Source organism: Microbulbifer pacificus, from assembly GCF_002959965.1.
Classification (GTDB): Bacteria; Pseudomonadota; Gammaproteobacteria; order Pseudomonadales; family Cellvibrionaceae; genus Microbulbifer; species Microbulbifer pacificus_A.
On record NZ_PREV01000026.1, the window covers coordinates 1,521,679 to 1,541,928 of the forward strand.

The following is a 20,250-nucleotide window of genomic DNA, read 5'->3' on the forward strand; positions in this document are numbered from 1 at the left end:
GGAAGTGAATGAAAGGCAGGATCTACATGTATCGTGGAGGGGCAATCCCTTCGACTCAGTGCGTCGAGCCGGGAGATTGCCACTGGCTTCCGTCGTGGAATTTCAGAAGCGATAGCTGAAGTTGACCGTCAAGGTACGCAGATGACCGAGATCAAAGCGGTACTCATAGTCGGTATCGTAATCGTAAAAGCGCACGCGGTTATCGACGTTGTTGTAGTTGTACTCGATGGAGGTGTCGAAATCCTGGGTCCACTTGTAGCGGTAGCCGACCCCGGCATTCCAGTAGTTATCGCTGCTGTCGTCATCGATGTCGTACAGGATGTCGTGTTTCTCGATCGTATCCACGTCGAATTCGCCGTAGTTCCAGCCCACCATCCAGTAGAAACACTGCACGTCACAGGTTACGGTAAAGTCTACCTTGGCGCCGATGCCCCACTGATCCACTGACACACGACCGTCGTCGAAGCCGGTATAGCGCAACTCTACCTGCCACACGCCCGCGGCCGGAGTAACGCCAATACTGGCATAGCCGGCGAAGTCCTGGTCATCGTTGATCTGCAATTCACCCACACCGAGACCGAGGGTGCCGATTACACGATATTCACCGTTACAGTAGCCGTCGAAGGGATTGTTCCACTGGGCCAGTGCGGCGCTGGAAGCAAACAGGGCCAGAAGGAATACCAGACCTTTCATTGTCACCGTCCTTGGTTAACACGTTGGAAGTTCTTCCAAACGTTCATTTTTACTGTTGTGGCGCCGCCTTATCCGGCGACAGAATTTATATTCGTTGTGGCATTCAGATATTCGGTCGCAACTCATTGCGCTCAATGTCGATGATTGCCCACACACCACCGACAAAGGCGGGGTTTTTGCGCAGCTTGTCGAGCTCGCCCGGTACCGGCATCGGATCGCCAGCGGCCTGCAAATCATCCAGCCGTTGGGCGATGGTTTCCGCCATTTTCTGTAGCGCGCCCTCAAGGGTTTCACCATGGCAATGGCAGTGGGGAAGGTCCGGCGCGATGGCGCCGTAACCGGCAAATTCGATGTTGTGAACCACGACCGGATAGCGCATGGGACTTTCTCTTTTAGCTTAAATTTATATCCCACAAGCGTAGACCCAATTGTCGAAACTTGAACAAATTTCTACACAAGGGAAATATTTTCGCGTCGGCGGAATCCAGGACGCGCGAATACAGAAAAATAATTCACAAATTTGGGCGGACATACGGCACAGGTTCCACCGGCGTGAAACCGGTAGTGTGTTTATTCCAGAAGATGTTTCCGGCGCAAAATCGTGTCGACTGTAGCGAAGTCAAACCACAGTCAACGGGGTATACGCCCGAGTAGAGCGCGGCGGGAAAAGATCATTTCCCGGTAGGTCTGGATCAGCGACAGATCGCGGGATTCATCCGCGCCCTGCAGATCTTCCATCTGCCGCGAGAGCCAGGTGATCTCGTTCTGCAAACGAAAGCGCAGCGCGCGGTTGTCCGCCTCGCTGATATTGGTGTGGCTGGAAATCGTATGGCTGCAGGGCATAGCTCACCTCCCGGTCAGGCTCCGATCACCCGGCCGTCGCGCAAACAAACCACACGACAGCCGGATATAAGATTAAGCCTAGACCAGATTTGTCCCACCAGCCCGTCCCCGACTCAGGACAGCAGGAGTGATTTCCAGTCGTAGGACGGGTCACCGATCACGTAAAAGAATGGATTCAACAGCTCCTCTTTGCGGTTGTAGCGCAGCAGCGCAAACTGCTCGTCCACCACAATGCCACCGGCGGCCTCCACCACGGCCTGGGCGGCCGCGGTGTCCCATTCGCAGGTGAGGGCTAGACGCGGGTACAGATCTGCGGCGCCTTCTGCCACCAGACACAGCTTCAACGAACTTCCCATGTTCTTGAGTCCGGTCTCGCCGAGGCTGCTCTCGATACGCGCGAGCAACGCATCCACCGCACCGGCACCGTGGCTGCGACTCGCCACCACTTCGATCGGCAGCCGGCGGTCAAGGCGGGGCTGCACGGCCCGTACAGCAATGGTCCTTTCCCCCTCCGCATCCTGCTTGATTGCGCCGAGAGACCGGGCGCCGGCATAGGTAATGCCGAGCACCGGCACATGTACCACCCCCAGTATCGGCTCGCCGTGCTCGATCAACGCCACGTTCACGGTGAACTCGCCGTTGCGTCGGATGAATTCCTTGGTGCCATCCAGAGGATCGATAATCCAGTAACGGTCCCACTGGCTGCGGATATCATACGGGGGCAGCTGGCCTTCTTCAGACAATACCGGCACACCGTCGAGCAATTGCTCCAGCGCGGGCAGTAGAATCCTGTGCGCCGCCAGATCCGCGGCAGTGACCGGAGAATCATCGGATTTGGTATCCACCTCCAGCTCCCCACTGGCGTTGTATACCTCGAGAATTGCTTCTCCAGCCTCGGCCGAGATGGCGATGACTTTGTCCAGCAGTTCCCTGCTCACTACGTTTTCCATGATTCCCCCGGATTCTGAATTCTGTAAAACCAAAGCGGGGGATTATACGCAGAGCGCAGCGGGATGGGGCATCCCGCTGCGCGCTTTGAAGGAGGGAGGATCAGGCGGAAAACAGGTCTTCGATGGAGAGATAACGTTCGCCAGTATCATAACTGAACAGCAGCACCCGACTGCCGGGCGCCAGCTCCTGCTCCTTCTGTTTCAGCGCGGCAAGGGAGGCACCGGAGGAGATTCCCACAAAGATACCCTCCTGCAGTGCGCACTGACGCGCCATCTCAAAACTGTCCTCTTCGCTGACGGGAATGGTGCCATCCAGAATGCCCTTGTTCAGAACCTCCGGCACAAAGCCCGCACCGATCCCCTGCAAACGGTGCATGCCCTTCTCCTTGCCCGCAATTACCTGGGACTTCTCCGGTTCCACCGCAAACACTTTCAGATCTTTCATGGTTTCTTTGAGCACTTCGCCGCAGCCGGTGATATGCCCGCCAGTACCGACGCCGGTGATGAGGTAATCCAGGCCCTCGGGAAAGTCCGCCAGAATCTCTCTGGCCGTAGTGGTGCGGTGCGCCGTCACATTGGCCGGATTGTTGAACTGCTGCGGCATCCAGCCGTTGGCATTCTGCGACAGGATTTCCTCCGCCTTGGCGATGGCGCCGGGCATACCGTTTTCCTTGGGCGTGAGCACCAGCTCCGCGCCCATCGCCTTCATCAGCTTGCGCCGCTCCACAGACATGGACTCCGGCATGGTCAGGATCAGCTTGTAGCCCTTCACTGCCGCCACCATCGCGAGACCAATGCCGGTGTTGCCAGACGTGGGCTCGACGATCACGCCACCGGGCTTGAGCGCGCCGGACTTCTCCGCATCCTCGATCATGCCGAGCGCGATGCGGTCCTTGATACTGCTGCCCGGATTGAAGCGCTCCACCTTCATCCACACCTCAATATCGCCCCGGAACAGGCGATTGATACGCACATGCGGGGTGTTGCCGATGGTTCCGAGGATATTGTTGGCTTTCATCTGGTCGCTCCCTGAAAAGACGAGAAAAAGAATGGAGACCGGCTGGGCGGACAGGCGATTTGCGCCACCACCGGCTTTCGCGAATACTCGCGCAAGAATACTCTTCCCACTACAAAGATAAAAACCGGCAGCAAGATAAAAACCAGGAGATACCATGAACGATGCAGCGATGATCACAGCCCCCCACGCCCAACCCGCCCCTGCCGCGCTGCCCAACGCGGCGGCGCTGCTGTTTCTGCTGGCAGCCACCCTGTATATGCTGCTGGATGCCTCCGGCACTAAGGCCCTGTGGATGGCAGCGCTCAAGGTCGTGCCCATCGGCCTGCTGTTCTGGCTGGCGGCGAACCGGCTGAGCGGCGCGACCCGTACGCTGGCGCTGCTCGCCCTCGGTTTCTCCGCCATCGGCGATGTACTGCTGGCGGTTCCCTTCGCCAACCACTTCATCTTCGGTCTGGGCGCCTTCCTGCTGGCGCAGCTGACCTACACGGCAACCTTTGTCCGCCGTGGCAAACTCAGCCTTTGCCTGGCAGGGCGAGCCTTCGCGGTGCTGGTGGCGGTGATCCTACTGGGCAGACAGGTGCTGCCCGCCGCCGGCGAGCTGGCGCTGCCCGTGGGGCTCTACATACTCGCGATCAGTGCCATGGCGCTGAGTGCCGCCGCCCACCGCAGCGGTTCCTCGCTGCTGTTTGCCGGCGCGCTGACTTTTATGGCTTCTGATGCCCTGATCGCCATCAACCGCTTTGTCGACCCTGTGCCGCTCGCCGGTACCTGGATCATGCTGACCTATTACGCGGCGCAGGCACTGTTGGTGGTTGGGCTGATCCGCGCGGATTTGGCGCCGCCGCGGGCATAGTGGATAATGGTCGGCGTTTTTTTGTACAGCCCCGATTCGGGCGGAATTTGACTATAGCGGTTTGATGAGGTGGTCATGCTGGATTGGAGCCGGATCGATACGGTGCTGCTGGATATGGACGGCACCCTGCTGGATCTGCACTACGACAATCATTTCTGGATGGAGCACCTGCCGCTGCGGTATGCGGAGGCGAATGGTATTTCGGTGCCAGAGGCACGCGATATGGTGATTCGGCTGACCGATGAGTTGCGTGGCACCCTGGACTGGTACTGCCTGAGTTACTGGTCCGATGCGCTGAAGATGGATATTCCGGCGATGTACCGCGAAATTGAAGACCGTATTGCGCTGCGCCCGCACACGGACAATTTCCTGCGCAGCCTGCGGCAGATGAACAAGCGCGCGCTGCTGGTGACCAATGCACACCCGGATGGCCTGGCACACAAACTGGAGATTACCGGGATTGACCAGTGGCTGGATGAGATCATTTCTTCCCACGATCTGGGGCATGCAAAGGAAAGCGTGCTGTTCTGGCACTCACTGCAGGAACGCCAGCCGTTTGATCCGGAGCGCACGCTGTTTGTAGATGACAATCTGCATGTGCTGGGCGCGGCGCGGGATTACGGCATTGCAAACCTTCTGTGTATTCGCCAGCCGGATAGCAAGCACCCAGCTCGAGAGATTTCCGAGTTTCCGGCGATTCACGATTTTGATGAGATTTTGCAAGCCCGCTAGTTCTCATAGGTGACTCCGGTTTTACCCAAAGTGGCAGCCGGGCGCCGGGCCTTCGCTTCACGAATTTAGCTCCGTAGTTACGCGTTTTTGCGTGGCAATTTTTTTGGTTTGAAACTTAATTGATGGATAAAGTTCGTATTGATAAGTGGCTCTGGGCCGCGCGATTTTTCAAAACCCGCAGTCTTGCGAAACAGGCGATTGAGGGCGGAAAAATTCATGCTGATGGTCAGCGCATAAAAGCCAGCAAGGAAATTTCTCTCGGAATTACCCTCACCATTCGCCAAGGCTTTGACGAAAAAGTTGTGGAAGTCATTGCACTGTCCGATCAGCGCCGCGGTGCCGATATTGCACAGACGCTGTATCGGGAAACAGAAGAAAGTATTGCGAAGCGCGAGCAATTTGCAGCCGATCGCAAGGCAAACAACGCAATGATCCAGAGCGAACGCCCCAACAAAAAGCAACGCAGACAGATCCACAAATTCATCCGCGAATCACAGGACTAGATTGGAGCACGATGCTTACGTAGTGCAGGAATTGGATGCGAAGGGCGGGTGCCGGGGGTGGGGTTTCAGGATCGTCGGCAACAGGGGCCGAAGGCGCCGCGCTGAAGCGGCCGGGCCATGTTGCCGACGAAGCGTACAGGGATGTATTCACAGCGGTCCTGAAACCCCTTACCCGGTGCCCGACCGCCTCTGTGCCCCAAAACAGAGCGCAAACAACCCCAGCGGCCTGAAAATGCACAGATGAGCCAAAGTGCTAAACTCCCGAAAACCAACGAATAACCAAGAAGCCGCAATGAAACACCTGCTGAAACCCTGCCTGTTAAAACTGGGCCTGCTGATCCTCTGCTTTACCCAGCTCGCCCACGCCGACAGCCGTGAGCACGAACAACTCAAGCGCTCGATCATCAAGATCTACACCACCGCCGCCGCCCCCGACTACTTCAACCCCTGGGCCCTGCTCAACGCCCAGCAACTGTCCGGCTCCGGCGCTGTCATCAAAGGCAAGCAGATACTCACCAATGCCCACGTCATCGCCAATGGCAGCTTCATCCAGGTGCAGCGCCACGGCGATGCGCAGAAATTCCGCGCGCGGGTCAAATTCGTCTCCCACGACGCCGACCTCGCCCTGCTCAGCGTTGACGACGAATCCTTCTTCGACGACACCCGTCCCCTCGCCTTTGGCGACCTGCCCGAACTGCAGGAAGAAGTCACCGTCTACGGCTACCCGATCGGCGGCAAATCCCTGTCCATCACCCGCGGCGTGCTGTCGCGGGTTGAGCACCAGTACTATGCCCACGCCGAAAGCTACCTCATGGCCGGTCAGATCGACGCCGCCATCAACCCCGGCAACAGCGGCGGCCCGGTGATATCCAACGGCAAGATCGTCGGTGTTGCCATGCAGACCAACAACAGCAACGGCGCCGAGAACCTCGGGTACTTCGTGCCGCCGAGCGTCATCGAACACGTGCTGGAAGACGCCGAAGACGGCGTGCACCAGGGCTTCCCGGAACTGGGTGCGGTCACCCAGAGCCTCGAGAGCCCGTCGATGAAGGCCGCCGCCGGCCTCGCGGAAGACCAGGAAGGCGCACTGGTGGTGCGCGTGTTTGAAGATGCGCCGGCCGCACACGTTCTGCAGGCGGGCGATGTGCTGCTGCAGGTAGACGGCTTTGACATTGCCGCGGACCGTACCATCGAGTGGCGCGAGCACCAGCGCACCAACTATCACTACGCAGTGGACCACTATCACGTGGGCGATCAGCTGCCGGTGCGCTTCTCCCGTGACGGTGAGATCCACAATGCCAAAATCACCCTGGCCGCGACCCCACCCTCGCGCTCGCTGGTACAGGGAGAGAAGTTCGACCAGCGCCCCCGCTACTACATATACGGCGGCGTGGTGTTCGTGCCGCTGAACATGAACCTGATCAAGCGCTGGGGCAACAACTGGCACTCCAAAGCGCCCATCGAATACCTCTACGCCCGCAACCAGTGGTCGAGCCCTGAGCAGCAGGAGCTGGTAGTGGCCCTGAAAGTACTGCCGGCACCGGTGAATCTGGGTTACCACGACTGGAAAAACTGGATCATCGAATCCGTGAACGGCGAGGCAATTCACGATTTCCAACAGTTCGCGCAGCTGATGGAATCCACCGAGGGGGAATTCGTGGAACTGAAGGACAGCTCCGGCTACCGCATGGTGCTGGACACCGCCGCCGCACAGGAAGAACAGCCGCTCATCCTGCAGACCTACCAGATCCCCGAGCGCCACTCCCAGGGGCTGTTCGGCACACTGGCGGAGCGAGAGGCCGCGGAAACCCTCGGCCAGGTACAGTAACCGACAGGATCGTCCAGGGAGGGAAATCATGCACCGTGCATTGCTGTTACTCGCCGGCGCGGCGCTGGCCATCAGTGCCGACGCGCAGGAGCTGTATCGCTGGGTGGATGCCGACGGCAAGGTCCACTTCGGCGACCGCCCGCCGGCAGAGGCGAACGCCGAGTCGCTGGACGGCCGTCTGAAACCCGTCAACGGCGCCGACCCAACGCTGCGCCAGGATTTTCCGGACACCGCTCGGGCGCAGGACATTGAGCGCGAGTACGCTGCGCGCAAAGAGTCTCAGCAGTCGCGCAACCTGCGACAGCAGCAGATCGCCTGCCATGAAGCGCGCCGGCAACTACAGATACTGCAGGGGCGTGTGTATTTCGTGAACGAGGACGGCAAAGAGTCCACCATCAGCGAGCGCCAGCGGCAGCAGGAAGCGCAGAAACTCGAGGCCCGGATTCGCCAGTACTGCGGCTGACCCGTTTCCCACGTACGGTATCGGTAAGGCATCGTCACTATCATTCAACACCATCGTATCTGGGCGCGGCAGGCCCCGGCAGCCTTTAGGGCTTGCACACCCATCGCGAGGGAAAGCCCGGCTCGAGCTATTTAACGAGGTTTGGCGCATAAATTAGTCGAATCCGGCTTTTCCGCAGCAGAGCTGGCCTAAGTCCGAGAGGCTGCTAGAATCGCCACCCCCGGATTTTCAGCGAGGCACTCAGTCATGTCGGACCAGTTGGAACGCTTTATCTTCTCCAGGCACGATGTGCGTGGCCAACTGGTCACGCTCTCCAAGGCCTACCGCGATGTACTGGAACACAACCAACTGCCGATACCGGTGCAGCGCCTGCTGGGCGAGTTTCTCGCCGCCGCCTGCCTGCTCTCCACCACACTCAAGTTCGACGGCATCCTGATGCTGCAGGCCCGCGGTGAGGGCGACGTGCCCCTGCTGGTGGCCGAGTGCACCCACCACAGTGACGTGCGCGGCCTGGCGCGGGTAGCGGAAGGCGTGGAGATCAAAGAGGGAGCGACCCTGCGGGAACTGGTGGGCAACCGCGGTGCCCTGGTCATTACCGTGGATCCGCAGGAGGGCGAGCGCTACCAGGGCATAGTGCCGCTGGAAAAAGACACCCTGGCGGAGTGCCTGGAGGATTACTTCACCCAGTCGGAACAGCTGAAGACCCGCTTCTGGATCGAGTCCAGCGCGGATACGGTGGGGGGCATCATGCTGCAGGTACTGCCGGGCAACAACGCCGCGAGTGCAGAGGAAAACGCGGATGCGTGGGAAACCGGAGTGCATCTGGCGGCGACGGTAACCGCGGAGGAGCTGCACAGCCTGCCCCACGATCAGTTGCTGGTGCGTCTGTTTCACGAGCTGGCGCCGGCGAGTCTCGGCACCGCGAATATCCGCTTCAAGTGCAGCTGTTCGGCGGAGCGCAGTGCACGGGCTCTGATCGCCATGGGGCCGGAGGACGTATACACGCTGCTGGAAGAGCAGGGTGGGGAAATCACCGCGGACTGCCAGTTCTGCAACCGCACCTACCGTTTCGATCGCGACAAGATCGAAGCGCTGTTCAACGCTCCGCCGCACACCCTCCACTGACGATCACCGATCGAGACGCGCCTCCGGGCGCGTTTTTTATACCCGCCTGTCCGCCGCGGTGGTACCCCTTGTGCAGGCGCCCCGGTCAGACGCCTTGTGTAGTCAAAACTACAGAACCACCAATATTCCCCAAAACTATGAAGTAAAAAAACTACATCATAATTTTGAATGTTTTTTTGCAAAAAACTTCTCGAAAATTTGCCTGACAACGCTGTCTTAGATCAAATTTTGTGCATTTTTTCTGTGATCGGAAATTGAAGTTTGCCATAATGCGCGCGCCAGCAGGGTCCGGTCGCGGATTTGCGCGGCTCCCCCTACTATTTATTTCATTGATACAAATTGCATGGGTAATAAGCGAATGGCACAGCAAGTCGAAACGGTGCAGGTATTTTCCAACCTTTCCGCCGCACAACTGGTGGAGCAGGCACTGCAGCGTGGCGAGGGCCACCTCACGCACACAGGTGCACTGTTAGCCGTTACCGGTGCACGCACCGGCCGCTCACCGGCGGACCGTTTCGTGGTGGAAGAGCCATCCACCGCCGACAGCATCGACTGGGGCAGCGTCAACCGCCCATTCCCGGCGGACAAGTTCGACGCGCTGTGGAACCGCGTGGAAGATTACATCGCCAGCCATGACAGCTTTGTGCAGCAGCTGCATGTGGGTCAGGACGAAGACCATTACATCCCGGTGAAAGTGACCACTCAGACCGCGTGGCACAATCTGTTCGGTCGCAACATGTTTATCCGCGCCGAGCAATACAACCCGAAAGGCAAGGAAGAATGGCGCATCCTGCACGCGGCGAACTTCGAGTGTGACCCATCCCGCGACGGTACCAACTCCGAGGGCTGCGTGATCATCAATTTCGCGAGCCGCAAGGTATTGCTGGCCGGAATGCGCTACGCCGGCGAAATGAAGAAGGCCATGTTCTCCGTGCAGAACTTCCTGCTGCCGGAAAAAGACGTAATGCCGATGCACTGCGCCGCCAATGTGGGTAAAGACGGCGATGTGTGCCTGTTCTTCGGCCTCTCCGGCACCGGCAAGACCACGCTGTCCGCCGATCCGGAGCGCTACCTGATCGGCGACGACGAGCACGGCTGGGCCAAAGGCGGTGTATTCAATATGGAAGGCGGCTGCTACGCCAAGACCATCAACCTGAGCCAGAAAAACGAGCCAGTGATCTGGGACGCGATCCGTTTCGGATCCATCGTCGAGAACGTGGTGACGGACGAAAACGGTGTACCCGACTACGACGACACCAGCCTGACCGAGAATGGCCGCTGCTCCTACCCGCTGGAACACGTGGAAATGCGCCAGCTGGAGAACCGCGCCGGCGAGCCGAAAAATGTAATCTTCCTGACCTGCGACGTGACCGGCGTACTGCCACCGGTAGCGATCCTGTCCAAGGAAGCGGCCGCCTACCACTTCCTGTCCGGCTACACGGCGCGCGTGGGCTCTACCGAGCTGGGCGCGGAAGCGGGTATCAACCCCACCTTCTCCACCTGCTTCGGGGCTCCGTTCATGCCGCGCGCGCCGCGCGAATACGCGGATCTGCTGATGAAACGCATCGAGGGCTTCGGCTCCAAGGTCTACCTGGTGAATACCGGCTGGACCGGTGGCTCCGGTGACAAGGGCAAGCGCTTCCCGATCCCCGTGACCCGCGCGGTGGTTGCAGCGATCCAGAACGGCGCGCTCGACAGTGTCGGTACCGAGCACCTGGACATCATGAACCTGGAGATCCCGCTGGAAGTGCCGGGCGTGGACAAGTCCTACCTCAACCCGCGCAACGCCTGGGCCGATACCGCGGCCTATGACGCGGCGGCGAAGAAGCTGGCAGCGCTGTTTGCCGACAACATCGGCAAGTTCGCGGTCAGCGACGAGATCCATGCGGCCGGCCCCAAAGGCTGACGGCAACCCGATCCGGCGATAAGGCGGTCTCTGACCGCCTTTTTTGTGCCCGACGCTCCCGCACCGGAAAGCTATAGTTTTTTGGAGGACCGGTATTCAGCGGGTTTTCCGCGCACAACATCAGGGCAAACAGGCAGCGGGCATGCCGTCGGGCAATCCACTTTCCATATTCAAACGTCGCTATGACCATCTCCCCGCCAATCAGCAAACCAATTGGTGGGTAATCGCCGGCGTGGCCGCACTGCTGCTGTTGCTGCTGCTGGGCCTGTGGGTCTACCTTCTGTACCAGGCGCGGGAAAAGCCCTATATCGAACTCAAGGGCTACCGTGTCGCAACGCCGGCGAGTTTCAGCGCGTTCCTGAGCAGCGGCGCCAACCGCCGCGAGTTTGAGCAGTTCGAACGCTTTCTCGAGAGCGCTGGCGTCGCCGATGCCACCGAGCCCGCCAACCTTCTGCGCCAGGGCTCTGACTGGCTGGATATCAACGAACCGCCTTTCGCCATTCCACCGCGCAAATACTGGCCCAACATGGTGGCCACCCTGAAGCTGATCCGCGATGAACTGGTGCCCAGCATCGGTCCCGTGGATATCGTTTCCGCGTTCCGCACGGAAACCTACAACCGCAAGGCGGGCGGCTCAGAAACGAGTAAACACCAGAGCTTCTGCGGCGTGGACCTGGTACCGCGCGCCAATATCAGCCGCAGAGAACTGATCGAAGAACTGCGCAGCCTGCACGCGCGCCTCGGCCCCGACAGCAAGATGGGGCTCGGCATCTACAGCGGCGTGCGCTTCCACGTAGACACTTGCGGTTTTCGCCGCTGGTAGTTGGGTCATTGTCAGCATGGATATCAAAGAAAGCCCGGATCACGAGTTTGTCGACATTCACATCGAGCGCCGGCGGGTGATATGGATCACCGCGCTGGTGCTCGCCTGTACCATCGCACTTGTTGTGCTTACCGTGGAAAAAGTGCGCGAGCTCGCGGAGCGAGCGGTGAGCCCGGTGAAATATATACCGGTACCGGAACCCGAAAGAATTCCCATCGATCCGGACGCGCCGAAGGTGTTCAAGATCAAGGGCTATTTTGCGGCTTCGGTCGGCGCGTTTGAGCAATTTCTCAACGAGGGCAACAATCGGGAAGAGTTTGACGAATTGAAATTCTTCCTTGTCTCCAAGGGCGTCGGCGATGTCGTGCCGGTTTATGCCCTGCTGCGTCAGGGCAGTGACTGGCAGGAGGTTGGTGAGCCGGCGTTCGCCATCCCGCCAAAGCGCGACTGGAAGACCATCGTGAATACGCTGAAGGTCATCAAAAACTTTGTGGTACCGGAAATCGGCCCGGTGGTGGTGCTCTCCGGCTGGCGAACCCCCAAATACAACGCAAAAGCCGGCGGCGCGCGCTCAAGCAAGCATTTGCATTTCTGCGGCCTGGATATGATTCCGGAGGCGGATTACACCCGCCAGCAACTGCTGCCAAAGCTGCGCAAGATCCACCAGCGCCACGGTCGCAAATGGAACATGGGGCTCGGCATCTACAGCGGCATCCGTTTTCATATCGACACCTGCGGATTCCGGCGCTGGTAAGCACCGCACTATCTGGGTACATTAGCCGCATCGCCTACAGGGCGTTCCAATAATGAAAGCGCGCTAAGAACAAAAACCGGGGGCAGGCAGTGCAGGAAAAACTGGAAAGACGTTCATTCATTTTCACCCTGCTGCTGGTCACGATCGCCTTCGTTCTGCTGTTACAACCTTTTTTTACCGCGATTTTCTGGGCTTGCGCGGTGGCACTGATATTTCATCCGTTCTACCGCTATCTGCTGAACCGCTTCCCAAAATGGCCAAACCTGACCGCACTGCTCACGCTGTTGCTGTGCCTGATCGTGGTCGTGATCCCGGTGCTGCTGGTCGCGAGCTCGTTTATCAGCGAAGTCGCAAACCTGTACCAGAAGGTGCAGTCCGGCGAGATCAATCTCGGCGCCAAAGTGGAGCAGGTGCGCGCGGCATTCCCGGGGGTCAATGCTGCGCTTGAGCGCTTTGGCATGGATTTCGAAGGGCTCAAGCAACGCCTGCTGGGAGGGCTGATGACCGCCGGCAGCCTGATCGCAAAGAATGCGCTGGCGCTCGGGCAGAACACCCTCAACTTTTTTGTCAGCCTCGGGCTGATGATGTATCTGACGTTTTTTCTTATTCGCGACGGCAACTCCCTGGTGGCGCTGCTGATCCGCGCGCTGCCACTGGGCGATGAGCGGGAAAAACTGCTGCTGGCAAAGTTCGCTGAGGTCACTCGCGCCACCATCAAGGGCAATCTTGTGGTCGCGGTCACCCAGGGCACCCTCGGTGGATTGATCTTCTGGGTGCTGGGATTGCCCGCACCGCTGCTGTGGGGGGTGGTAATGACGGTGCTGTCGCTGCTGCCAGCGGTGGGAGCGGCAATCATCTGGTTCCCCGCCGCACTCTACCTGTATTCCACGGGCGAGTCGGTCAAGGCCACGATACTGATGCTGTACGGTGTATTGGTAATCAGCCTGGTGGACAACATCCTGCGCCCGATACTTGTCGGCCGCGATACCAAACTGCCGGACTATATCGTGCTGTTTTCCACCGTCGGCGGCCTCATCATGTTCGGCATCAGCGGCTTTGCCATAGGCCCGCTGCTGGCAGCCCTGTTCATGGCATTCTGGGAAATCTTCATGCGCGAGTTCATCCGCCGGGATGAGCCGCTATTGCCACCGCGGGACGAATCCCCGCTGGACGAGGTGCGCGGAGATCGCCTCGCCCCCCCACCGCACGACTAGTCCTCCATACGATAGCCGCGCGTGCGTCACTGCGGCGCGGCCTGCCCATCCTGCTGCAGCTGGCGGGCCAGCTCGCGCATCGGCGACTGATCTACCAGCAGCATGCCCTCGCTGGCGCGATCCAGATCCGCAATGAGGAGGATCACCAGCGCAAATGCCATCGCCATCGCCAGCGCCACCAGCTTTGAGCCACTGCCGCTCACCCCCAGCTGGAATCCGATACCGAATACCGCCAATGCCGAAATGACATATAGAGCGGCCCAGATGGGCGCCGGTATGTGGTAGGCGAGCCCGACCTGCACTCGCTCCGTGTGCAGGTCGATGACATTGTTCAGGGGCTCGTAGAAGGCGCGCAGACGACTGCTGTCGGTGCCACCGGCAACCTCCATCGCCACCAGTTGCCACAGTGCGCGATGAATCTCCTCACTACGCCAGATATCGCGCTCGAAACTTTGCGGGGTCATGGTATGGGGATCGAAACTGCGCAGTGAGGCGTATTCACGCAGCAGTTCCCGCGCGCGGTTGCGGTTCTCCGACTGCAGAAAATCCGCGCGCAGGTAGGTGGTGCCGATAGCGTTCACTTCATCCAGCAACAGTGCCTTGCGCTGCCCGAAACGCTCCGCCGACATATTGAATGTAAGCGCCAGCATGAACGCCAGCAGGCCGAGAGTGGCTGCCACCGCGCTACCCATGGAGGCGTCCTCTTCGCGCTCCTTGCGGCGACGCCTTGCGCGGCGCCCCACCAGATAGCCGCAGGACAGCGCGGCGAGCACCAGCGCGATAGAGGCAAAGTAGACACCGGTCAAGGAGACCGCAGAGAACGATCCGATGGTGGCCATGTAGATTCCAGACTAACGGTGGCTAATGCCAAGTCTGGACCAGCAGTGGGCGGTCTGCCGGGGCGTTGAGCACCGCCGGCAGCGAGAGATCAGGCTTTTTTGACAAACTCGGACTTCAGTTTCATCGGGCCGATTCCATCCACCTTGCAGTCGATGTCGTGGTCGCCCTCCACCAGGCGGATATTCTTCACTTTGGTACCCACCTTCACCACCAGTGATGAACCCTTCACTTTCAGGTCCTTGATGACGGTCACTGTGTCACCATCCTGGAGCGGGTTGCCGTTGGCGTCGGTCACCTTAGGCCCACTGTCCACTTCCGCCGGACTATCCGCCGACCACTCATGGCCGCACTCCGGACACACAAACAGGTTGCGGTCTTCGTAGGTATAGGTGGACTGGCACTGGGGACAATTGGGGAGGTCGCTCATGGAAGGCTCCTGGTAATTCCTGACTTGCCTTTATCTGGCAGTAAAGCAGGCAGTAAAGCAGAGAGGGCGCGAAGTCGCGCACAAATGAAAACGGGCCCCGCAGGGCCCGCCGTAATGATATCGCCTGAGGTGTCGGGTGTCAGTCTTCGCCTCCGCTCATCCCCAGCTCCTTGAGCTTGCGGGTAAGGGTGTTCCTGCCCCATCCCAGCAGCTCAGCGGCGTCGCGTTTGCGGCCGGCGGTGTGCTTGAGGGCAATTTCGATCAGCGCGCGCTCGAACGCCGGCACCGCCTGGCCAAGGATTTCCCGCTGGCCGGTGGCCAGCGCCTGGTCCGCCCACAGACGCAGCGCCTTCTGCCAGTCCTGTGGAGCCTCGCTGCTGGTACTCTGCTGGTGCAGTTCCGGCGGCAGGTCGTCGACGTGTACCTCGCGACCGGACGCCATCACGGTAATCCAGCGACAGGTGTTTTCCAGCTGGCGCACGTTGCCCGGCCAGTCGAGGCTGGCGAGGTATTCCTCGGTTTCCTTGAGCAGGATTTTTGGCTCTACCCCGAGATCCTTGGCGGCGATGTTGAAGAAGTGGCGTACCAGGCGGGGGATGTCTTCGCGGCGATCGGCGAGACGCGGGATATGGATGCGGATGACGTTGAGGCGGTGGAACAGGTCTTCGCGGAACTTGTGCTGCTCGACGAGACGCTCGAGATTCTGGTGGGTGGCGGCAATGATGCGGACGTCGACTTTTACCGGGGTGTGGCCGCCCACCCGGTAAAACTCCCCGTCTGCCAGCACCCGCAGCAGACGGGTCTGCGTCTCCGCGGGCATGTCCCCGATCTCATCCAGAAACAGGGTGCCGCCGTTGGCCTGCTCGAAGCGGCCGGCACGCTGGGCGCTGGCGCCGGTAAAGGCCCCTTTCTCATGGCCAAACAGCTCGGATTCCATCAGGTCGCGCGGAATCGCCGCCATGTTCAGCGCGATAAACGGCTGGCTTTTGCGCGGGCTGTGGTTGTGCAGCGCCGCCGCCACCAGCTCCTTACCGGTACCGGATTCACCGTTGATCAGCACGGTGATGTTGGAGTGGGACAGGCGGCCGATTGCGCGGAACACCTCCTGCATCGCCGGCGCCTCGCCGATGATCTCCTTGTTGCCGGTGCCGTTTTCGATCACCACCGGCTCTTCCGGTTTCTGTTCGTTGGCGTGGGCCAGCGCACGGCGGGTGACCGCCACCGCCTCGTCCACATCAAACGGTTTCGGCAGATATTCGAAGGCACCGCCCTGATAGGCCGCCACCGCGCTGTCGAGATCCGAGTGCGCGGTCATGATGATGATCGGCAGCGACGGGCGCTCGGACTGGAAACGCTGCAGCAGCTTGAAACCGTCGGAGCCCGGCATACGGATATCGCTGATCACCACATCCGGGGTTTCACTGTAAAAATCATCCAGGGCGCGATCGCCATTTTCGTAACAGGTCGTGTCGATACCCGCCCGGGAAAGGGCGCGCTCCAGCACCCAGCGGATGGAGCGGTCGTCATCAATGATCCATACGCGATTGTTCATAGTAATTTTCCGGCTCTGTGATTACTTTCTAATAATTCTGGTTTTGTGGTTCTCGTTGCCGCGGACCTTTAATCGTTTGCCAGCGGCAGATAAATCTGAAATTCCGTCAGTCCCGGCTGGCTCTCGCATTTGATGAGTCCCCGGTGCTGGTTAATGATGTGCTGGGAAATGGAAAGCCCCAGTCCCGAGCCCTCGGCGCGCCCGGAAATCATCGGGTAAAAAATCCGTTCGCGGATGTCTTCGGGAATGCCCGGGCCGTTGTCGACGACGTCGATGCGGCACACCAGCGCACAGTGGCGGCGGCCGATGGTGAACTGCCGCTGCACCCGGGTGCGGATGGTGAGGTTGCCGTCCGCCAGCCCGACATTCTCCGCAATGGCCTGCATGGCGTTGCGGGCGATATTCAGTACCGCCTGGATCAGCTGCTCGCTGTCCGCGGGAATGTCCGGGATCGAGGGGTCGTAGTCGCGCTTGATTTCCAGCGCCCCGTCGCACTCCGCCTCGATCAGCTGCGCCACCCGCTCGGTAATCGAGTGCACGTTCACCGGCTGCAGCTTCACCGGTTTGCGCGGCCCGAGCATGCGATCTACCAGATTGCGCAGGCGATCCGCCTCTTCGATGATGATCTGGGTGTACTCGCCGAGGCCGTCATCATTCAGATCCACAAGCTCTCTTTGCAGCAACTGTGCCGCGCCGCGAATACCGCCGAGGGGATTTTTCACTTCGTGGGCCATGCCCCGCACAAGGTTGCGGGTAGTCTCCTGGGCAGAGAGCAGTGCATCCTCGCGGGCGATGCGCAGCAGGCGGTCCATGGACTGCACTTCCAGCAACAGCAGGCCGAGATCTGTGAGCGGTGTCACCGAGTAATCCACGGTGCACTCTTCCAGGTTGTGCAGGAACCACAGCGCGCGCCGCACGGTGTACTTCTCTCCGCTAGCCAGTGCCGATTGCAGCGCCTGCTCCGCGGAGCGGGACTCCCGCACCACCTCTTCCAGCGGCAGGCCGATGGCGCGGGCACTGGAGGCCGCCACCAGGTCTTCCGCCGCCGAGTTCAGGTAGCAGAGCGACAGGTTTTCATCCAGCACCAACACAGCCGACGTTAAATTGTCCAGCAGCAGGCGTAACTGGCGGTCGTTGAGCATTCAGGCGTCCGAGGTTGAGAATTCCAAAGTTGTGAGTTCCTGGGTAGAGAGTCCCGATTTGGTTCACTTCTCCGCTTCGCCTAATGGCAGTGCAAAAAGCAAACCAAAATGGCGCAAAAACCGGATTCACCGGAAACTTTCGGGGGCACCGGGAAAAGATACCGCCAGCGAACGCACCATTATTGTGCGCAGAGCAAAAAATAGCCAGATTTAGCGTTCACAATTGGGCGGCAGGGGGAGTGGCGCGGTATGGGGAGGATGCCCGATACGGGCGCCCGGGTGGGCGCCCGTCGGAATCACCCAGGGAAATCAGCGGGGCTGCGGCTTGGGCGGGTTGGCAATACCGGGCACCTGGGGCGCCTTCGGCATCTGCGGCGCCTGCTCGGCGGGGAAGTCCGGGACCTGTCCCCCGGGGCGTTTCACATGCACCTGGATCATCTGGGACTGGGCCAGAGGCCGCCCGGCGGTATCCACCAGAACGGCCTGGATCGTGTGCGTACCGCGCTCCAGCGCGGAAATGTCCAGACTGGCACCGGAGGAGGTACCGGACCAGCGCTGACCGTCAATCACCGCGTAGAAGGCATATCCATCCCGCGGCACCGGATCCATGGCAACCTGCAGCACGATGAAACGCTGCCCCGGAGGGATGGTGGCGTCGTTGGCGGGACTGACAATGGCAAAGTTCACCGGCCCCTGTGCGTAGCTTCGCTCCTCTCTTTCCCCGTCATCGCCTTCCCGTTCTTCGCGGTCCCGTGGCGATAGCTTGCGCTCGGGCAGAGGTGTGGGCTGCACATTGATCGGCCCTATCCTGATCTTTTCCGCCTTGGACCCCGCGGGCGCGGTGTCGCTGAAGGTGACGCGACCATCCGGGCCGACTATTTTGTAGACACTGGTCCCGGCGGGCGCCTTCTCGCCCTGCGTCTCCGCTTCCTGAAACGCCATCACCGGCGCCGCCAGCAGCAGTGCCAGCAGTGCAATCCGTCTTGTCATGGGCATTCCCGCCTCTTGTTCCTCTATCTGTTGTTAAGGCTAGCCATCTGGCGCGCAAAAAAAAAGCCCACACCAGGGTGCGGGCTTTCTCGTCATCTTTGCGCCGCTCTTATGTACAGCAATGGCGGCGCGCCGATGATACCTGCTTGTTAGCAGGAGTAGTACATATCGAACTCGACCGGGTGAGTAGTCATGTTCACACGCTGTACTTCTTCACGCTTCAGGGCGATGAAGGCGTCGATGGCGTCGTCAGTGAATACGCCACCTTCGGTCAGGAAGGCGCGGTCCTGATCCAGTGCGTCCAGAGCCTGTTCCAGGCTGGAAGCAACGGTCGGGTACTCGGCCAGCTCTTCCGGCTCCAGGTCGTACAGGTCTTTGTCCGCAGCATCGCCGGGGTGAATCTTGTTCTTCACGCCGTCGAGGCCGGCCATCAGCAGTGCGGAGAAGGCCAGGTAGGGGTTGGCGATCGGATCCGGGAAGCGGGTCTCGATACGCTTGCCTTTCGGGCTCGGCACGAACGGAATGCGGATGGACGCAGAGCGGTTGCGCGCGGAGTAGGCCAGGATTACCGGCGCTTCGAAGCCAGGTACCAGACGCTTGTAGGAGTTGGTGCCCGGGTTACAGATGGCGTTCAGGGCGCGCGCGTGCTTGATGATACCGCCGATGTAGAACAGGGCAGTCTCAGACAGGCCAGCATACGCGTCACCGGCGAACTGGTTCACGCCGTCTTTGCTGAAGGACTGGTGTACGTGCATACCGGAACCGTTGTCACCTACCAGCGGCTTGGGCATGAAGGTGGCGGTTTTGCCGTAAGCGTGGGCAACGTTATGCACGGCGTACTTCAGGATCTGAACTTCGTCAGCCTTCTTGGTCAGGGTGTTGGCGCCAACGCCGATTTCACACTGGCCGGCAGTACCCACTTCGTGGTGGTGCACTTCGATTTCCAGGCCCATGGCTTCCATGGCGGAACACATGGCGGCGCGGATGTCGTGCAGGGAGTCGACGGGCGGAACCGGGAAGTAGCCGCCTTTCACGCCCGGACGGTGACCCATGTTGCCATCGGCGTAGGTGCTGCCAGAGGACCAGGCCGCTTCCTGGGAGTTGATCTTGTAGAAGGCGCCACCCATTTCGGCACCCCAGGTGATGTCGTCGAATACGAAGAACTCAGGCTCCGGGCCAAACAGCGCAGTGTCGCCGTAACCGGTGGACTTCAGGTATTCCTCGGCGCGCTGAGCGATGGAGCGCGGGTCGCGCTCGTAGCCCTGACCGGTGATCGGGTCGACGATGTTACAGCGGACAATAACGGTCGGCTCGTCGGTGAAGGGGTCCAGGAACGCGGTCTCGTCCACCGGCATCAGCACCATGTCGGACTCGTTGATGCCTTTCCAGCCAGCGATGGAGGAACCATCGAACATCTTGCCGACTTCGAAGAACTCGCCATTCACTTCCTTGGAAGGAATGGAAACGTGCTGTTCCTTACCTTTGGTATCGGTGAAGCGCAGGTCTACCCATTTGGCTTCGCTCTCTTTGATCAGTCCGAGCGTCTTTGACATTACAGTCCTCCAAGAATGAAAAGTTATGTGTCGCGCCAATT

The 20,250-nt window shown here is 60.0% G+C and carries 21 protein-coding genes; 10 read left to right on the forward strand and 11 right to left on the reverse strand.

The features are described 5' to 3' along the window. Window positions 1–102: 102 nt before the first annotated feature. The 5 genes from C3938_RS06815 to cysK all read right to left on the reverse strand — a co-directional run bounded on the left by C3938_RS06815 (window position 103) and on the right by cysK (window position 3,504). Complete coding sequence (locus C3938_RS06815) at window positions 103–693, reverse strand: outer membrane protein (RefSeq protein ID WP_105102425.1); 591 nt, start codon at window positions 691–693, stop codon at window positions 103–105. A gap of 103 nt (window positions 694–796) precedes the next feature. Continuing rightward, window positions 797–1,072, reverse strand: a complete 276-nt coding sequence (locus C3938_RS06820) for a type II toxin-antitoxin system HicB family antitoxin (protein ID WP_105102426.1) — start codon at window positions 1,070–1,072, stop codon at window positions 797–799. Window positions 1,073–1,323: 251 nt separating this feature from the next. Beyond that, window positions 1,324–1,536, reverse strand: a complete 213-nt coding sequence (locus C3938_RS06825) for a hypothetical protein (RefSeq protein ID WP_105102427.1) — start codon at window positions 1,534–1,536, stop codon at window positions 1,324–1,326. Window positions 1,537–1,649: 113 nt separating this feature from the next. Next, window positions 1,650–2,486: a 3'(2'),5'-bisphosphate nucleotidase CysQ gene (cysQ, locus tag C3938_RS06830; RefSeq protein WP_105102428.1), complete on the reverse strand. Its 837-nt coding sequence runs from the start codon at window positions 2,484–2,486 to the stop codon at window positions 1,650–1,652. Between the two features lie 100 nt (window positions 2,487–2,586). Continuing rightward, the gene (cysK, locus tag C3938_RS06835) at window positions 2,587–3,504 is read right to left on the reverse strand and encodes a cysteine synthase A (protein ID WP_105102429.1); all 918 of its coding nucleotides are present in this window, start codon (window positions 3,502–3,504) and stop codon (window positions 2,587–2,589) included. 154 nt (window positions 3,505–3,658) lie between these two features. Here cysK and C3938_RS06840 point away from each other — a divergent pair, with 154 nt between their 5' ends. The 10 genes from C3938_RS06840 to C3938_RS06885 all read left to right on the forward strand — a co-directional run bounded on the left by C3938_RS06840 (window position 3,659) and on the right by C3938_RS06885 (window position 13,705). After that, a complete protein-coding gene (locus tag C3938_RS06840; protein WP_233998696.1) occupies window positions 3,659–4,357 on the forward strand; it encodes a lysoplasmalogenase in 699 nt (232 codons plus the stop codon). Window positions 4,358–4,432: 75 nt separating this feature from the next. Then, window positions 4,433–5,089: a GMP/IMP nucleotidase gene (yrfG, locus tag C3938_RS06845; RefSeq protein WP_105102430.1), complete on the forward strand. Its 657-nt coding sequence runs from the start codon at window positions 4,433–4,435 to the stop codon at window positions 5,087–5,089. 122 nt (window positions 5,090–5,211) lie between these two features. Continuing rightward, on the forward strand, window positions 5,212–5,592 hold the full coding sequence (locus C3938_RS06850; protein WP_105102431.1) for an RNA-binding S4 domain-containing protein: 381 nt from the start codon (window positions 5,212–5,214) through the stop codon (window positions 5,590–5,592). A gap of 292 nt (window positions 5,593–5,884) precedes the next feature. Further along, on the forward strand, window positions 5,885–7,420 hold the full coding sequence (locus tag C3938_RS06855) for a S1C family serine protease (RefSeq protein WP_105102432.1): 1,536 nt from the start codon (window positions 5,885–5,887) through the stop codon (window positions 7,418–7,420). Between the two features lie 28 nt (window positions 7,421–7,448). Then, window positions 7,449–7,883 (forward strand): DUF4124 domain-containing protein, encoded by a 435-nt coding sequence (locus C3938_RS06860; RefSeq protein ID WP_105102433.1) that lies wholly within the window; start codon window positions 7,449–7,451, stop codon window positions 7,881–7,883. A 246-nt stretch (window positions 7,884–8,129) separates the two neighbouring features. After that, on the forward strand, window positions 8,130–9,008 hold the full coding sequence (gene hslO / locus C3938_RS06865; RefSeq protein ID WP_105102434.1) for an Hsp33 family molecular chaperone HslO: 879 nt from the start codon (window positions 8,130–8,132) through the stop codon (window positions 9,006–9,008). 358 nt (window positions 9,009–9,366) lie between these two features. Further along, window positions 9,367–10,914, forward strand: coding sequence for a phosphoenolpyruvate carboxykinase (locus C3938_RS06870; protein ID WP_105102435.1), 1,548 nt, complete (start codon window positions 9,367–9,369; stop codon window positions 10,912–10,914). Between the two features lie 142 nt (window positions 10,915–11,056). Next, window positions 11,057–11,737, forward strand: coding sequence for a D-Ala-D-Ala carboxypeptidase family metallohydrolase (locus C3938_RS06875; RefSeq protein ID WP_105102436.1), 681 nt, complete (start codon window positions 11,057–11,059; stop codon window positions 11,735–11,737). A gap of 16 nt (window positions 11,738–11,753) precedes the next feature. Then, complete coding sequence (locus tag C3938_RS06880) at window positions 11,754–12,491, forward strand: D-Ala-D-Ala carboxypeptidase family metallohydrolase (protein ID WP_105102437.1); 738 nt, start codon at window positions 11,754–11,756, stop codon at window positions 12,489–12,491. Window positions 12,492–12,580: 89 nt separating this feature from the next. Next, entirely contained in the window at window positions 12,581–13,705 is a 1,125-nt protein-coding gene (locus C3938_RS06885; protein ID WP_105102438.1) for an AI-2E family transporter, read from the forward strand. Between the two features lie 26 nt (window positions 13,706–13,731). On the opposite strand, the gene C3938_RS06890 is transcribed toward C3938_RS06885, so the two are convergent. From C3938_RS06890 to glnA, 6 genes are all read right to left on the reverse strand, one after another. Beyond that, on the reverse strand, window positions 13,732–14,544 hold the full coding sequence (locus C3938_RS06890) for a hypothetical protein (RefSeq protein ID WP_105102439.1): 813 nt from the start codon (window positions 14,542–14,544) through the stop codon (window positions 13,732–13,734). 89 nt (window positions 14,545–14,633) lie between these two features. Next, a complete protein-coding gene (locus C3938_RS06895) occupies window positions 14,634–14,972 on the reverse strand; it encodes a zinc ribbon domain-containing protein YjdM (protein WP_105102440.1) in 339 nt (112 codons plus the stop codon). A 139-nt stretch (window positions 14,973–15,111) separates the two neighbouring features. Next, on the reverse strand, window positions 15,112–16,530 hold the full coding sequence (ntrC, locus tag C3938_RS06900; RefSeq protein WP_105102441.1) for a nitrogen regulation protein NR(I): 1,419 nt from the start codon (window positions 16,528–16,530) through the stop codon (window positions 15,112–15,114). A 62-nt stretch (window positions 16,531–16,592) separates the two neighbouring features. Next, complete coding sequence (gene glnL, locus C3938_RS06905; protein ID WP_105102442.1) at window positions 16,593–17,666, reverse strand: nitrogen regulation protein NR(II); 1,074 nt, start codon at window positions 17,664–17,666, stop codon at window positions 16,593–16,595. A 309-nt stretch (window positions 17,667–17,975) separates the two neighbouring features. Continuing rightward, window positions 17,976–18,656 carry a DUF4124 domain-containing protein gene (locus C3938_RS06910; protein ID WP_199775502.1) on the reverse strand — a complete coding sequence of 227 codons (681 nt, stop codon included), beginning with the start codon at window positions 18,654–18,656 and terminating at the stop codon, window positions 17,976–17,978. Between the two features lie 149 nt (window positions 18,657–18,805). Further along, window positions 18,806–20,209, reverse strand: coding sequence for a glutamate--ammonia ligase (gene glnA / locus C3938_RS06915; protein WP_105102444.1), 1,404 nt, complete (start codon window positions 20,207–20,209; stop codon window positions 18,806–18,808). Window positions 20,210–20,250 lie beyond the last annotated feature (41 nt).

What these genes read in the sequence shown, in the direction of transcription:
- C3938_RS06850 (WP_105102431.1), top strand. Translation starts at nt 5,212, where the DNA reads ATGGATAAAGTTCGTATTGATAAGTGGCTCTGGGCCGCGCGATTTTTC.
- C3938_RS06825 (WP_105102427.1), bottom strand. Translation starts at nt 1,536, where the DNA reads ATGCCCTGCAGCCATACGATTTCCAGCCACACCAATATCAGCGAGGCG.
- hslO (WP_105102434.1), top strand. Translation starts at nt 8,130, where the DNA reads ATGTCGGACCAGTTGGAACGCTTTATCTTCTCCAGGCACGATGTGCGT.
- yrfG (WP_105102430.1), top strand. Translation starts at nt 4,433, where the DNA reads ATGCTGGATTGGAGCCGGATCGATACGGTGCTGCTGGATATGGACGGC.
- glnA (WP_105102444.1), bottom strand. Translation starts at nt 20,209, where the DNA reads ATGTCAAAGACGCTCGGACTGATCAAAGAGAGCGAAGCCAAATGGGTA.
- C3938_RS06820 (WP_105102426.1), bottom strand. Translation starts at nt 1,072, where the DNA reads ATGCGCTATCCGGTCGTGGTTCACAACATCGAATTTGCCGGTTACGGC.
- C3938_RS06840 (WP_233998696.1), top strand. Translation starts at nt 3,659, where the DNA reads ATGAACGATGCAGCGATGATCACAGCCCCCCACGCCCAACCCGCCCCT.
- cysK (WP_105102429.1), bottom strand. Translation starts at nt 3,504, where the DNA reads ATGAAAGCCAACAATATCCTCGGAACCATCGGCAACACCCCGCATGTG.
- C3938_RS06815 (WP_105102425.1), bottom strand. Translation starts at nt 693, where the DNA reads ATGAAAGGTCTGGTATTCCTTCTGGCCCTGTTTGCTTCCAGCGCCGCA.
- C3938_RS06890 (WP_105102439.1), bottom strand. Translation starts at nt 14,544, where the DNA reads ATGGCCACCATCGGATCGTTCTCTGCGGTCTCCTTGACCGGTGTCTAC.
- C3938_RS06910 (WP_199775502.1), bottom strand. Translation starts at nt 18,656, where the DNA reads ATGACAAGACGGATTGCACTGCTGGCACTGCTGCTGGCGGCGCCGGTG.
- C3938_RS06875 (WP_105102436.1), top strand. Translation starts at nt 11,057, where the DNA reads ATGCCGTCGGGCAATCCACTTTCCATATTCAAACGTCGCTATGACCAT.
- C3938_RS06860 (WP_105102433.1), top strand. Translation starts at nt 7,449, where the DNA reads ATGCACCGTGCATTGCTGTTACTCGCCGGCGCGGCGCTGGCCATCAGT.
- C3938_RS06855 (WP_105102432.1), top strand. Translation starts at nt 5,885, where the DNA reads ATGAAACACCTGCTGAAACCCTGCCTGTTAAAACTGGGCCTGCTGATC.
- glnL (WP_105102442.1), bottom strand. Translation starts at nt 17,666, where the DNA reads ATGCTCAACGACCGCCAGTTACGCCTGCTGCTGGACAATTTAACGTCG.
- C3938_RS06870 (WP_105102435.1), top strand. Translation starts at nt 9,367, where the DNA reads ATGGCACAGCAAGTCGAAACGGTGCAGGTATTTTCCAACCTTTCCGCC.
- C3938_RS06880 (WP_105102437.1), top strand. Translation starts at nt 11,754, where the DNA reads ATGGATATCAAAGAAAGCCCGGATCACGAGTTTGTCGACATTCACATC.
- C3938_RS06895 (WP_105102440.1), bottom strand. Translation starts at nt 14,972, where the DNA reads ATGAGCGACCTCCCCAATTGTCCCCAGTGCCAGTCCACCTATACCTAC.
- cysQ (WP_105102428.1), bottom strand. Translation starts at nt 2,486, where the DNA reads ATGGAAAACGTAGTGAGCAGGGAACTGCTGGACAAAGTCATCGCCATC.